This is a genomic window from Alphaproteobacteria bacterium PA2, from assembly GCA_002256425.1.
Classification (GTDB): Bacteria; Pseudomonadota; Alphaproteobacteria; order Caulobacterales; family Caulobacteraceae; genus Phenylobacterium.
In genome coordinates this window covers 1,501,278-1,515,068 of record NKIZ01000001.1, presented here as the reverse complement: position 1 = coordinate 1,515,068, position 13,791 = coordinate 1,501,278, and the positions used below count along the sequence as shown (strand labels likewise).

Here is a 13,791-nt window from a genome sequence, read left to right as displayed (position 1 = left end):
GTCCTACATGCGCTCGATGATGGCGGCCGGGGCCATGCCGCCGGCGGCGCACAGGGTGGCCAGTCCGGTGTTCAGGTCGCGGCGCTCCATTTCGTCCAGCAGGGTGCCGAGGATCATGGCGCCCGTGGCCCCGATGGGGTGACCCAGGGCGATGGCGCCGCCATTGACGTTGACGATGGCCGGATCGACTTCGAGATCACGCATGAACTTCAGCGGCACGACGGCGAAGGCTTCGTTGATCTCGACCAGGTCGATGTCCTTCATGGTCATGCCGGCCTTCTTCAGGGCCTTGCGGGCTGCAGGGCCCGGGGCGTTGAGCATGAGCTCGGGCGAGTCACCCATGGTCGCGATGGACCGGATCTTCGCCCGGGGCTTGAGGCCATTGGCCATGGCGTATTCCGGAGAGGCGATGACCACGGCGCCGGCGCCGTCGACAACGCCCGAAGAATTGCCCGCATGGTGGACGTGATTGATCTTCAGGTCCGGATAGGTGGCTTCCACCAGACGGCGGAAGGACAGGCCTTCTTCGTCCAGCGGCATGTCATAGAGGGCGGCGAAGGCGGCCTTCAGCTGGCCCAGCCCTTCCAGGGTGGTCTGGGGCCGGGGGTATTCCTCGTTGTCGAGGGCCAGGCTGCCGTCATCGTGGAAGACCGGGATCAGGCTCTTAGAGAAGTAGCCGTTGGCCAGGGCGTGGGCCGCCCGGCGCTGGCTTTCGAGGGCCAGCTTGTCCACGTCGTCCCGGGTGAAGCCTTCCAGAGTGGCGACCACGTCGCCGCAGACGCCCTGGTGCGGCTGGGGATGGATTTCCCGCAGGTGAGTGTTCAGTGAGTCCAGGGTCGGGCCGGACTGACGCTTCAGGGTCGAGCCGTGGGACATGCTTTCCACGCCGCCGGCGATGACCAGGTCCTGGGCGCCGGACATGACGCCCATGGCCGCCAGATTGACCGCCGTCAGGCCCGAGCCGCAGAAGCGGTCCAGGCTCATGCCAGGCGCGCGAACGTCGAAGCCTGCGTCCAGGGCCGCCATGCGGGCAATGCACGAGCCCTGCTTGCCGCTCTGGGTGCCGCAGCCGGCGATGACGTCGTCAATCTCGGCGGTGTTGAGGCCATTGCGCTCAGCCAGGGCCTTGAGGACCGTGGACAGAATTCTCTGCGGATGGACATTGGCCAGTCCGCCCTTGTCGACCTTGCCGACTCCGCGCGGCGTGCGGGCAACGTCGATGATCCAGGCTTCACCCATAGTCTTGCTCCCTTAAGCGGCTTTCGCAGCGTGATGTGTTGGGAGCCAGTTTGAAACAGGCTCCGTTGGGTCAGGAAAGCACTTTTGCATCTTCGGGCTTTGGCGGCTATGACCCCGACATGACTGAAACAGCTTCGCCTGCCCCGACCGATACTCCGCCGGACCGTCTCTGCGTCGATCCGTCGAGCCCCTTCCACAATGCCGAACTGCTTCAGCGCGGGATCGGCATCCGGTTCAAGGGCGTCGAAAAGACCAATGTCGAGGAATACTGCGTCAGCGAGGGCTGGGTGCGGCTGGCGGTCGGCAAGACCCTGGACCGGCACGGCAAGCAGATGACCGTCAAGCTTCAGGGGACCGTGGAGCCCTATTTCGAGTCCTGATCCAGGACTGAATATCTGGCGCCCCAATTGCAGAAATGACCCCCGAAAGGCCTCAAAGCGCCATTTTGGAACAAGGTCATGCTGCACTATTTCGACTATCGCGATCACAAGGCTCTGGATCCGGAACCCTCCCGCGGTTTCACCTTCGGGCACTTCGTCAAGGGCGTGCTGCTGATTGTCTGCCTCATCGTGGCCGCCGTTTTCTTCCACGCCTACTGGATCGCCCTGAAGAGCTAGCTTGCCCAGGCGGCGAGCCGTGGCCATGGTGAGCCCTCCAAATGGAGGCTCTCATGGATCTGATCACCGAACCCGAATCCTGGATCGCGCTCGGCGAGTCCCTTCTGCCTGACATGATCGCCCTGCGACGGGCGATCCATGAAGAGCCGGAACTCGGCCTCCATCTGCCCCTGACCACCGCCAAGGCCAAGGCGGCCCTGGCGGGCCTGCCCCTCGAAATTGTCGACAGCACTTCGACCACCGGCTTCATGGCCATACTGCGCGGTCCGGCCAATGGTCGGACGGTCCTGCTGCGCGGGGACATGGACGCCCTGCCCATGAACGAAGACACCGGCCTGGAGTTCTCTTCCCAGACCCCTGGCGCCATGCATGCCTGCGGCCATGACACCCATGTGGCCATGCTGGCCGGCGCCGCCCGGGCCCTCTGCGCCCGCAGGGACCAGCTGGCCGGAACCGTCATCTTCATGTTCCAGCCCGGCGAGGAAGGCCATCACGGCGCCCGTTACATGATCGAGGACGGCCTGCTGGATCCCCTGCCCGACGCCGCTTTCGCCCTGCACATCACCCCGAATGTTCCCACGGGAATCTTCTCTGGCAAGTCCGGCGCCCTGCTGGCCGCCGCCGACCGGTTCGAGGTGGTGGTCACCGGCCAGGGCGGCCACGCCTCGGCCCCCCACGCCAGCCTGGACCCGGTGCCGATCGCCTGTGAGATCGTCATGGCCATCCAGGCCATGGTCACCCGCACCATCAACGCCTTCGACCCCGCCGTGGTCACGGTCGGCCGGATCGAGGCGGGCACCACCAATAATGTGATCCCCGAGCGCGCCATTCTGGAGGGCACCATCCGCTCCTTCTCCGAGCGCACCCGCAAGACGGTGCACGCCAATCTGGAGAGGCTGGTCCCCGCCATCGCCCTGGCCCATGGGGCCACCGCCATTATCGACATTGAGCCTGGCTTTCCGGTGACTGACTGCGCCGAGCCCGCCGTCCAGCTGGCGGAGCGGGTGGCCCAGTCCCTGTTCGGCCCCCATGCCTGGCGCACCATGCCGACCCCAGCCATGGGGGCAGAGGACTTCGCCTATGTCCTGCAGAAGGTCCCGGGCGCCATGGCCTTCCTGGGCGCCACGCCGGAAGGCGGCGACTGGCGCAATTGCTGCGCCCTCCACTCCAACCGCATGGTGCTGGACGAGGCCGTCATGGCCCGGGGCGTGGCCATGCACTGCGCCTATGCCGAGGCCTATCTGGCCGGGGGCTTTGAGGGGTGATCAGACCCGTCCACGCCGCCGTCGCCCTCCTGGCCCTGCTGGTCGCCTCATCCCAGGCCCGCGCCGAGGTCCTGCTGCTGAAGCCTGACAGGGTCTTCACCGCAGAGGACCGTGTGACCCATCCGGGATGGTCCGTCATCGTGACCGGCGACTGGATTACGGCGGTCGGTCCCGACCTCAGGCCGCCGGAAGGCGCAAGGGTTGTCGACCTTCCCGGCGCGACCCTGATGCCGGGCCTGATTGAAGCCCACTCGCACCTTTTCCTTCACCCCTACAACGAGACCTCCTGGGACGATCAGGTCCTCAAGGAATCTTCGGCCGCCAGGACGCTCAGCGCCGGGCGATTTGCCACTGACACCCTGCGGGCCGGGTTCACGACCCTGCGGGATCTGGGCACAGAAGGCGTCGGATCGGCCGACGTGGCCCTGAAACAGGCCATAGAGGCCGGGGTGATCGAAGGTCCCCGGCTGCTGTCCACAACCCGCGCCATTGTCGCGACAGGGGGCTATGGCCCGGCCCGGCGGAACTACAATCATGAGCGGGACCTGCCCCAGGGCGCCCAGGAAGTCTCCGGCATTGATGAGGTGACCCGGGCCGTGCGCGAACAGGCCGCGGACGGCGCAGACTGGATCAAGGTCTATGCCGACTATCGGGTCGGCGCCGGCGGGGTCACGGCTGCGACCTTCACCCAGGAAGAGCTGAACGCCCTGGTGTCCATGGCCCATGGACTTGGCCGCCCGGTTTCCGCCCATGCGTCCTCGGACGAGGGCATGCGCCGGGCTGTACTGGCCGGAGTGGACACCATCGAGCATGGCTATGGCGGCAGCGAAGCCACCTTCAGGCTCATGGCCGAGCGGGGCGTCGCCTATGTTCCGACCCTGACCGCCACCGAAGCCACTTCCACCTATTTCCAGGGCTATGTTCCCGGAACCTCTGCGCCAACCGCCCAGATGGTGACCGCGAGCAAGGCCTTCCGTCTGGCCCTCAAGGCCGGGGTGACCATCGGCAATGGCTCCGATGTCGGGGTTTTCCGCCACGGGGACAATGGCCGGGAACTGGTCTGGATGGTGAAGACAGGCATGGCCCCCGTAGACGCCCTTCTGGCCGCAACAGCGGTCGACGCCCGTATCCTTCGCATGGAGGACAGGATTGGACGTATCCGTCCCGGCCTTCTGGCAGATCTTGTGGCGGTCCAGGGCGACCCGACCCAGGACATCACCGCGATCAGGCGTGTTTCCCTGGTCCTGAAGGGCGGCATTCAGGTCTCCGGAACGGGAGGAGCGATCCGCAATGGGCAATGATTCCGGCCAGGTCACACGACGTTCCGTGCTCGCTGCCGGAGCAGCCATGACCCCGCACAAGGCGGACGCAACGGCGCCCCATCTCCCGACACCCGAAATCCTGAAGACCTATATCGGCTTCGGCGACAAGGCCTCCGGAGGCGCCGGGGATATGGCGTCCCTGGCCTGGATGGAGGGGCAATTGCAGGCCTTCGGCTATCAGACCCGAAGGCAGGCGATCGACGTGCCCTTTTTCACAGCGCGCTCCACCCGGCTGAGGAGCGAAATCTTCGATCTGAAGCTGGAACCCCAGGCCCAGGTCATGACCACTGGCGCCGGAGGCCTTACCGCCCCCCTGGCCCGGCTGGATGGCTTTCCGAAGCCGGGCGCCATTGTCGTCGCCGCCCTTCCCTATCGGCGCTGGTCATCGGCGAGCAGCCCGGAAATCCTGGCCGCCGGTCGCGCAGCCGTGAGCGCCCGGGCCTCCGGGCTGATCCTGGTCACCACCGGTCCTACGGGGGAAGCCCTGGCGCTGAATGTTCCGGCGGAACGGCGGTTGTTCGAACTTCCGACGGCGGTCCTGGCGCCGGCGGCGGCGCGGCCGGTTCTGGATGCAGCGACACGGGGTGATACGGCCACGCTGATCGTGGATGGAGACGCCGGTCGGCGCCCTGCCTTCAACCTGATCGGACGTCTGGACCGGGGGGCCGCCAAAACCCTGATCCTGTCGACACCAAGGTCCGGCTGGTATGGCTGTGGCGGGGAAAGGGGCCCCGGGGTTGTGGTCTGGCTGAGACTGGCCCAGTGGGCGGTCAGCGCCCTGCCCGGGTTCAACATCGTGCTGATTTCAGCCAGCGGCCACGAATACGACAATCACGGCGCCCACGCCTTCCTGAAGACGGAGGCTCCAAAGCCCGGTGAAACGGCGCTCTGGGTGCATCTGGGCGCCAATGTTGCGGCCCGCGACTGGCGGGAGGCCGCCATGGGGATGCTGAGCCCCCTGCCCAGCGCCGATCCCCAGCGCATCCTCATGGGATCGACGGAATTTGTTCCGATGCTCGGAACAGTTTTTGCCGGTGAGCCCGGTCTTGAAGCGCCATTGGCCGCAGGCGCGGCCGCAGCCGGGGAACTGGATGAAATCTTCAAGGCCGGTTACACCAGAGCCTTCGGGGTCTTCGGCGCGCACCGGTTCCATCATGCCAGATCGGACGACGCCCGCTGTGTGGAACCGGCGCTGATCGACCGGCTGGTCCCGAAGTTCAAGGCCGCGATAAGGGCCGCCCTGGCCTAGGTCGCGACCTGGGCGACCGGCTGAACGTCATCATGGGCGGCGATGTTGGCGGGCGCCAGAAAGCCCATGCCGTCCCAAGGGAAGTTCAGATCCAGGGACTGGAAGCAACCGGCCACATATTCAGAGCAGATGTATTCGTTCTTTGGCGTCAGTGTCCTGGGCATGTTCCGGCCAAGGCGACCCATGAGAATGCGCAGGCCAATCCGCATGATCTCGGCGGGGCTGAAGGGCGCCCCCAGACGGTCAAAGGCAAAGCCGGACATCCTGGCGATGGGATTGGCCAGGGCCTCGACATCAAGGGCGGCGTGTCGGGCCAGCAGTATCTGGCCAGGATAGGGTGTGACCCCGCCGGAGGTCCGACTGACGAATGTCGAGAGTGGAATACACCGCACGCCGATGCGCTCCACCGCCTCCAGCACCAGGACCCGATCCAGCTCTTCCATGCGAAAGGCTATGGCGACATGGCTCCAGGGACTGCGGGTCGCCCACTGGATGATACGGGACATGGGATCGGTGGCCGAGCAGAGCAGGATGTCCCCGTCCTTCACCATGGCCCGAACCTCTTGATAGGGTCTGGGGGGGAAGGCCGTAAGATGGGATTTATCGACAGACATTATGGTTTCCTGGCGCCCTTCCGCCTTGCCGAATGCAGGGGTGATCCAACAATTCCGCGACACACTGCCGCGCCCCTGAATGGACTTCCAGCAACAGGCTCGGGCCTTTTCAAGTGGCTTTCTGCGGTAATGTGCCGATCAGTAGAATCAAGCGGTAATGGGTAACCTGCAGCCGGTCAGGCGCCGCAGGCCAAATGCAGGCCGACGGCGAAACGGGGGTTTCAGTCATTTCGGATCGCAGACGACATACCAGGACAGTGCTGGTCCAGTGCGGCATTGTCGCATTCGGCATCCTGTTTGCTGTCATTGTCCGCCTGAAGTCGGCCAACGACTACACCCTCGCCAAGGACGCCTTCCGTGCCCAGTCCCATGGGCAGATTGTCCAGTTCCAGAACAATCTGGAATACCAGTTCAACGAGATCTACCAGAACCTCCGGACCATCAGCTTTCTGCCCAGCGTAAGGCAGATCAACCCCCATGGCTCCAACCTGGAGGCTGACGGGGTCCAGTCCATCCAGGCGATCTACAACAACCTGGCCAGCAATGTGTCGGTCTCGGAAATCTACATCGTCCAGAAGGATCTGGATCCGGACAAGGTGGATCCCATCACCGGCAAGCCCCAGGCGCCGATCCTGATGTTCGATCAGTTGATCACGGACGGGCAAGGGGCAACCGAAGAAGCCGGGCCGAACCAGGGTTCAGGAAAAGAAGGACAGGAGGAGGAAGACGAAGAGGTCGAAATCTTCGAGTACCGCCTGCTCAAGGACCAGATGACCTGGTTCAAGGCCCACACGCCGACCCGGGCCGCAACGGATCCCGTGCGTATTCCCATCATCTCCGGGCCTCAGGTCCTGACCTGCGACAACACCCAGTACCGACTGACCCACAATGACGCCGACCGGTCAGGACTGATCCTTTCAGTGCCCTTTTTTGATCCCCAGGGCCGATTCAAGGGGACGGTTTCGGCGATCATCCGGGCCAACGCTGTTCTGCAGATGTTGCCGGCCAACTACGTCGCCCTGGTGAACAGCGGTTACGGCGTCCAGATCCCTTCAAGCCTGACCGGGCTGACCCCACAATCCACCAGCCTGGCCCTGCAGGGAAAGCCTGACCCGGAACTGATCTACTCAGAGTCCCTGTCCATTGACCTGAATGATCCCCAATCGCCCTGGCGCATCTGGGCAGGCGCCCCGAACAACCAGTTTGAAAACAGCCCGCAGGTCATGGCGATCCGCACATTCGAGTTCGCCTGCTATGCTGTCATCCTGCTGGTCTCGGCTTTCCTTTCCGCCGCCCTTTGGTTCGTCAGCCTCAATGCCAACCGGATCAATCTGGCGACGACGGCTCTTGAGCGCCTGTCGGGTGGCGACGAGACCGTGGAACTCCAGGGCGCTTCGGAGTCGGGGGCGCTTGGTGACCTGGCCAGGGCATTCGCCAACTTCAAGGCCACCCTCCTGGAGAAGCGTCGCATCGAAGCCCAGACGGCGGAATTCAGGGAGCAGGCCACCAGGGAGCTGATGGCGACCAATCTGGTCCTGCAGGAGGCCAAGGAAAAGGCCGAAGCCGCCGCCATCGCCAAGACAGAGTTCCTGGCGACCATGAGCCATGAAATCCGCACGCCCATGAACGGAGTCATGGGTATGCTCAGCCTGTTGCTGCACACCGATCTGAACGAGACCCAGCGCGAGCGGGCGACGCTGGCGCGCAATTCAGCCAACAGCCTGCTGGCCGTCATCAATGACATTCTCGACTTTTCGAAGCTCGAGGCCGATCAGGTGCAACTCGATATAGGGCCAGTGGACCTGATGGCCCTGATGGAATCCGTCATCGCCATTCTTGAGCCAGAGGCGAGAGCCAAGGGCATCACCCTGGCCGGCCATCTGGATGAAGGCGCGCCAGGACAGATCGTCGGCGACGCCAACCGCCTGCAGCAGGTTTTCCTGAACCTGGTGAACAACGCCATCAAGTTCACCAGCCAGGGCGGTGTTCACATACTGGTGCGCCGGTCTGATGCGGGGGGAGACATCCTGCGGATCGAAGTGTCGGATACAGGCATAGGCATACCCGAAAATGCCCGAGCCTTCCTCTTCGACCGGTTCACCCAGGCCGACAGCAGCACGACGCGACAGTTTGGCGGCACGGGCCTTGGTCTGGCCATCTGCAAGAACCTGGTCGAGCTTATGGGAGGGCAGATCGACTACGAAAGCGTGCAGGGCGTCGGCACGACCTTCTGGTTCACCGTCCCCTTTGTGGATCAGGGTGAGGCTATGGCCCCCAGGGGTGAATCCCCGCCGCTGGCGCAAGGGCAGCAGACCGGGCCGGGAGACCTCAGGATCCTGCTGGCCGAGGACAACCCCACCAACCGGCGGGTCGTCGAACTGATCCTGAAGTCCCACGGCTATGAAATTGAAATGGCTGAGGATGGTCAGGCCGCCCTTGAGGCCATTCAGGTCCGTGGCCCCTACGATCTCATCCTTATGGACATTCAGATGCCCAACATGGATGGCCCGACGGCGACCCGCGCCATCCGCAATCTGCCCGGTGAGGCCGCCAGGCTGCCGATCATCGCCCTTTCCGCCAATGTCCTGCCAGAGCAGCAGGCCGCCTATCTTGCCGCCGGCATGGATGACTTTGTCGGCAAGCCTATCGACGTAGCGGAATTGATGTCGGCCATTTTCAAGGCGGCTGGCGGGCCAAAGGGAACCCGTTAGGGCTCCATAGAAGGGGCTTTCGGACCTCTCCAAATCCCCGCAGTATGGCGGGACGATCTGAGAGGTTTGATCCATGAAACTGCGGACCATGGCCGCCGCCCTTGCTGGCGCTGTAGCCTTGCCGGGCTTTTGCTTCGCCGCCACGCCGCCGGTCGCTGACCAGGACCTGGCCCATGACATGCTCAGCGAGCTGATCAGCATCAACACCGTGCACGAGCAAGGCACATTACTGGCGGCCCAGGCTCTGAAGGCGCGTTTCCTCGCAGCGGGACTTGCGGACTCCGATCTGACACTGGTGGCCATACCAGGTCACCCGAACCAGGCGCAGCTGGTGGTGCGGCTGCGCGCCAAGTCGGCCAAGGCCAGGCCAGTGCTCTGGGTCGGCCATCTGGATGTGGTGGAAGCCAGGCCCGAAGACTGGACCGTCCCGCCCTTCAAGCTGACTGAGCGCGATGGCTGGTGGTATGGCCGGGGCGTCCAGGACATGAAGGGTGACGATGTTGCTGTCGCCACCGCCCTGATCCGCCTGAAGCGGGAAGGCTTTGTTCCCAGCCGGGATCTGATCGCCGCCTTCACCTCTGATGAAGAGGCCAGCGAGGGCAGCGGAGTTGAATGGCTGGTGAAGAACAGGCGCGATCTCGTTGATGCGGCCTTCGTCATCAATCCCGATGCCGGCGGGGGTGCGTTCAAGAATGGGGTACGCCAGGCCTATGGCGTGCAGACCAGCGAAAAGGTCTATGTGACCTTCCAGGCCGAGGTGACAAATCGGGGCGGTCACTCCTCGATTCCGGAACCGGAAAACGCCATCTATCGTCTGGCCGAGGGACTGGGGCGCCTGGCCAGGTATCACTTCCCTGTGGTGACCACACCCACCACCCGCGGCATGTTCGAGGTCAACGCCACGCAGGAAACAGGCCAGACGGCGGCGGACATGCTGGCTGTCGCCAAGGTCCCGGTTGATCTGGAAGCCGCCGAGCGGTTGTCGCAGACCCCAAGACTGGCCTCGCGGCTCAGAACCACCTGTGTCGCCACCCAGATTTCCGGCGGCCATGCCGAGAACGCCCTGCCCCAGAGAGCCCGGGCCTCGATCCAGTGCCGCATGATCCCCCTGGACACCGAGGCCCAGACCAAGGCGCGCCTCCAGGAGGTGCTGGCGGATCCCGATATCAAGTTGACGGTCATTTCCCCGGCAGCCCCTGCCCCGGACTCTGCGCCGGACCCGGCCCTGTTCAAGCTGTTCGCCAGGGTTGTTTCGGACTCCTGGCCCGGCGTCAGGATCATGCCGCACATGGATCTGGGCGCCTCGGACTCCATATTCACCCGAGCTGCCGGCATTCCGAGCTATGGACTCTCCAGCACATGGATCGATGCTGAGGACAACCGCGCCCATGGCCGGGATGAACGCATCCGGGCGGACCGGTTCTATGAAGGCGTGGAGTTTTCCTACCGGCTGATGAAGGCCCTGGGCCAGACATCCAGATAGGCATTCACGACAATCCAATCTGGGGTTAAGGCGTCTTAGGGTTACCACTCTCCTTAACCAATTCTTTGGCCTCCTGCGTCAACCTGTCGCAATCAAAGGAGACCGCCCGTGCAGATGATGAATCAGCCCCGACCTCAGGTCCTGGTTGTCGAAGATGACGCCATGATCCGGGAATTGATCGTCACAAGGCTGGAACTGGCGGGCTACAAGACCTTTACGGCTCCGGACGGGTTTCAGGCCCTGAAGCGGCTGGGAGAGGTGCGGGCTACCGCCATGATCCTCGACCTCAACATGCCTCGCCTGGACGGGTTCGAAATGCTGAAATGCATGAACGACACCAAGATCATCGACAAGATCCCGACCATGGTCCTGACCGGGCGCAACAACCCCGCCGATATCAAGACCGCCATTGGTCTGGGCGCACGGGATTTCATGGCCAAGCCTTTCGAGAACAAGCAGTTCCTGGCTCGGGTCGCACGGCTGGTGCGCAAGCCTGCAGCACCGACAGCGGCGGAAACACCGGCCGCGACCGAAACGCCTGACGATAACGCCTTCTACCTGAACTGACCGCAAGCCCGGTTCATGGGGTGCGCATTGTCGGCTATCCCAACTAGTGTGTCGGATGTTGGCGGATGAGTCGGGCTGAGCCAGACCCATTGTGACGCCAGAGTTCATTTGAGCCCGACGCCATGGTCAGCCTGTCCGCCCAGCTGCGAAACGAGACCTTCCGTCAGGCCCTGGCCCTGCATGGCGCCGGCGACCTTGCAGGCGCCCAGGCGGCCTATGTGGCCATTCTGGGCGAGCATCCCGATGATGTGGAAGCCCTGCACCATATCGGTATCCTGAACCTTCAGCTTGGCGATCCGAACCTCGCTATCGCCTTTCTGGACCAGGCCCTGCTGAGGGCGCCTTCGTCGCCACAGATACTTGTCCACCGGGGCATTGGCCTGAGCAGTCTGGGTCGCCGTGACCTGGCTCTCGAGAGTTTCGAGGCCGCCGTCGACCTGGCCCCGAACGACCCGAACCTACATTTCCAGCGGGCCGACGCCCTCCTGGATCTTGGTCGACTGGACGACGCCATCGAGGGTTTCGCCCGGGTCCTGCAACTTGACCCGGACAATCTGGCGGCGAGACACAATCGGGGGGTCGCCGCCCAGTATCTGGGCCGGTTTGACGACGCCCTCAGCGACTATGACGCCCTGCTGACCCTCTCACCGACGGATGTCGAGGCCCAGGTGAACCGGGGCGCCGTCCTGCGACGACTGGGCCACGCCGACGAGGCCCTTGCCGCGCTTCAATCCGCGATCCGGCTGAATGGACAACATGCGGGCGCCTACTCCAATCTGGGCAATGTCCTGCAGGATCTCCGGCGGTTCGAAGAGGCGGTGAACGCCTTTGATCAGGCCATCCTCCTTGCCCCCCAGAACCCCGATGCGCACTCAAATCGTGGGGTCGCCCTGGCTGAGCTGGGCCGGCTGGAAGACGCCATCGAGAGCTATGACACAGCCATCAGCCTGGATCCGGAAACAGCGGACACCTATTCGAACCGCGGCGTGGCCAACAAGGGATTGCGGCGTCAGACAGAAGCCCTAACGGACTTCGAAACGGCCATCGCACTCAATCCCGGATTTGCCGAAGCCTATTCCAACAAGGGAAATGTGCTGCAGGAACTGAAGCACTTCGACCTGGCGGTCGAAAGCTATGACAAGGCCCTGACCCTGCGCCCCGACTATGCCGACGCCCACTATAACCGCGGCAATGCCCTGCAGGAGCTGAAACAGACCCTTGCCGCCCGGGACGCCTATGTTGAGGCCCTGAGGCTGGATCCTGCCTATGAGTATCTCCCGGGCGCCCTGCTGCATACCCGTATGCATCTGGCCGACTGGAGCGCCACCGCCGACGGGATCGATCAGCTTGAAACCGCCATCCTGGCCGGAAACCACGTAGCGCCGCCCTTCCCGGTCCTGGCCCTGACGGACTCGCCGTCGGTGCAGAGGGCGGCGGCGGAAACCTGGATCCGGGACAAGGTTCCCCGGCGCCTTGGCCTGGGCGAATTCGCCAGCCGGCCCGGGTCTTCAAGGCTGCGGATCGGATATTTCTCGGCGGATTTCCATAACCACGCCATGGCCTATCTAATGGCGGAACTCTACGAGGCGCATGATCGAAGTCGCTTTGAACTGACAGGCTTTTCGCTGGGGCCCGATCGAAATGACGAGATGCGCCAGCGCATTTCTGGAACCTTCGACCGGTTTGTGGATGTCCGCACCCAGTCAGATCGCGAGATCGCCCAACTTGCGCGTTCCCTTGAGATCGACATCGCCGTTGATCTGAACGGTTTTACCCAGGGGGCCAGGTTGGGGGCCTTCGCCGAGGGCTGCGCCCCGATCCAGGTCAACTTCCTGGGCTATCCCGGGACCCTTGGCGCGCCCTATATCGACTATATCGTCGCCGACAGGACCCTCATTCCTGAAGCCAGCCAGAGGTTCTACGCCGAGAAGATCGTTTACCTGCCCCACTCCTATCAGGTGAACGACTCCCGGCGGGCCGTTTCAGACCGCGTCTTCTCGCGGGCCGAACTCGGCCTGCCTGAAGAAGGCTTCGTGTTCTGCTGCTTCAACAATGGCTACAAGATCCTGCCCCGGATCTTCGACATCTGGATGCGGCTGCTGGGCCATATCCCCGGCAGCGTGCTGTGGCTGCTGGCCGACACCCCTATCGCCATTGAAAACCTGCGGCGGGAGGCAGAGGCCCGTGGGGTCGCCGGGGATCGGCTGGTCTTCGCCGGACGCATGCCCCTTGCCGACCATCTGGCCCGTCACCGGGCGGCGGACCTGTTCATCGACACCCTGCCCTACAACGCCCACACCACAGCCAGCGATGCCCTGTGGGCAGGATTGCCGGTCCTCACCTGTCAGGGCGAAAGCTTTGCAGGGCGGGTGGCTTCAAGTCTGCTGAACGCCGTGGACCTGCCCGAACTGGTCACAACGAGCCTGGACGATTACGAAGCGGCCGCCCTGCGTCTGGCCAGCCACCCTGATGAACTGGCCGCCCTGAAGGCCAAGCTCGCCAGAACCCGCACGACTTCGCCCCTGTTCAAGGCGAGCGTCTTCGCCGGGCATATCGAGACTGCCTATCTGGCCATGGAAGCGCGGCGTCAGGCCGGCCTGGCTCCGGACCACATCGACGTTCCGGCCTGATCCAGCCTGGTCGATTTGATTACCTGCAGGACCGATCCCCCCTTCCCCTGCGAGGATGACCCGCTAAAGTCCGGCCAATCAAAAAGTGATCTTA

Annotated in this window: 10 protein-coding genes; 8 read left to right on the top strand and 2 right to left on the bottom strand. The window is 63.8% G+C overall.

Going from position 1 to position 13,791, the window contains the following annotated elements; all coding sequences use genetic code 11:
- Positions 1-3: 3 nt before the first annotated feature.
- Positions 4-1,239 (bottom strand): acetyl-CoA acetyltransferase, encoded by a 1,236-nt coding sequence (locus tag CFE28_07305; GenBank protein ID OYU69828.1) that lies wholly within the window; start codon positions 1,237-1,239, stop codon positions 4-6.
- A 119-nt stretch (positions 1,240-1,358) separates the two neighbouring features.
- Between CFE28_07305 and CFE28_07300 the strand changes: the two genes are divergently transcribed.
- The 4 genes from CFE28_07300 to CFE28_07285 all read left to right on the top strand — a co-directional run bounded on the left by CFE28_07300 (position 1,359) and on the right by CFE28_07285 (position 5,692).
- Positions 1,359-1,619, top strand: a complete 261-nt coding sequence (locus tag CFE28_07300; protein OYU71600.1) for a glutathione peroxidase — start codon at positions 1,359-1,361, stop codon at positions 1,617-1,619.
- A gap of 278 nt (positions 1,620-1,897) precedes the next feature.
- Positions 1,898-3,121 carry an amidohydrolase gene (locus CFE28_07295; protein ID OYU69827.1) on the top strand — a complete coding sequence of 408 codons (1,224 nt, stop codon included), beginning with the start codon at positions 1,898-1,900 and terminating at the stop codon, positions 3,119-3,121.
- Positions 3,121-4,422 (top strand): amidohydrolase, encoded by a 1,302-nt coding sequence (locus tag CFE28_07290; protein ID OYU71599.1) that lies wholly within the window; start codon positions 3,121-3,123, stop codon positions 4,420-4,422. The genes CFE28_07295 and CFE28_07290 overlap by 1 nt, the downstream gene beginning before the upstream one ends.
- Entirely contained in the window at positions 4,412-5,692 is a 1,281-nt protein-coding gene (locus CFE28_07285; GenBank protein OYU69826.1) for a hypothetical protein, read from the top strand. Before CFE28_07290 ends, CFE28_07285 begins: the two co-directional genes overlap by 11 nt.
- On the opposite strand, the gene CFE28_07280 is transcribed toward CFE28_07285, so the two are convergent.
- On the bottom strand, positions 5,689-6,306 hold the full coding sequence (locus CFE28_07280) for a hypothetical protein (GenBank protein ID OYU69825.1): 618 nt from the start codon (positions 6,304-6,306) through the stop codon (positions 5,689-5,691). The two genes, CFE28_07285 and CFE28_07280, sit on opposite strands and share 4 nt — an antisense overlap.
- Before the next feature lie 194 nt (positions 6,307-6,500).
- Between CFE28_07280 and CFE28_07275 the strand changes: the two genes are divergently transcribed.
- From CFE28_07275 to CFE28_07260, 4 genes are all read left to right on the top strand, one after another.
- Positions 6,501-9,017, top strand: a complete 2,517-nt coding sequence (locus CFE28_07275; protein ID OYU69824.1) for a hypothetical protein — start codon at positions 6,501-6,503, stop codon at positions 9,015-9,017.
- 73 nt (positions 9,018-9,090) lie between these two features.
- Positions 9,091-10,500 carry a peptidase M20 gene (locus CFE28_07270; protein OYU69823.1) on the top strand — a complete coding sequence of 470 codons (1,410 nt, stop codon included), beginning with the start codon at positions 9,091-9,093 and terminating at the stop codon, positions 10,498-10,500.
- 117 nt (positions 10,501-10,617) lie between these two features.
- Positions 10,618-11,067, top strand: a complete 450-nt coding sequence (locus tag CFE28_07265) for a response regulator (protein ID OYU71598.1) — start codon at positions 10,618-10,620, stop codon at positions 11,065-11,067.
- 122 nt (positions 11,068-11,189) lie between these two features.
- The gene (locus CFE28_07260) at positions 11,190-13,697 is read left to right on the top strand and encodes a hypothetical protein (GenBank protein OYU69822.1); all 2,508 of its coding nucleotides are present in this window, start codon (positions 11,190-11,192) and stop codon (positions 13,695-13,697) included.
- Positions 13,698-13,791: the final 94 nt, after the last annotated feature.

Coding starts and splice junctions, on each gene's coding strand:
- CFE28_07305 (OYU69828.1), bottom strand. CDS start 1,239: ATGGGTGAAGCCTGGATCATCGACGTTGCCCGCACGCCGCGCGGAGTC.
- CFE28_07300 (OYU71600.1), top strand. CDS start 1,359: ATGACTGAAACAGCTTCGCCTGCCCCGACCGATACTCCGCCGGACCGT.
- CFE28_07295 (OYU69827.1), top strand. CDS start 1,898: ATGGAGGCTCTCATGGATCTGATCACCGAACCCGAATCCTGGATCGCG.
- CFE28_07285 (OYU69826.1), top strand. CDS start 4,412: ATGGGCAATGATTCCGGCCAGGTCACACGACGTTCCGTGCTCGCTGCC.
- CFE28_07280 (OYU69825.1), bottom strand. CDS start 6,306: ATGTCTGTCGATAAATCCCATCTTACGGCCTTCCCCCCCAGACCCTAT.
- CFE28_07275 (OYU69824.1), top strand. CDS start 6,501: ATGCAGGCCGACGGCGAAACGGGGGTTTCAGTCATTTCGGATCGCAGA.
- CFE28_07270 (OYU69823.1), top strand. CDS start 9,091: ATGAAACTGCGGACCATGGCCGCCGCCCTTGCTGGCGCTGTAGCCTTG.
- CFE28_07265 (OYU71598.1), top strand. CDS start 10,618: ATGAATCAGCCCCGACCTCAGGTCCTGGTTGTCGAAGATGACGCCATG.
- CFE28_07260 (OYU69822.1), top strand. CDS start 11,190: ATGGTCAGCCTGTCCGCCCAGCTGCGAAACGAGACCTTCCGTCAGGCC.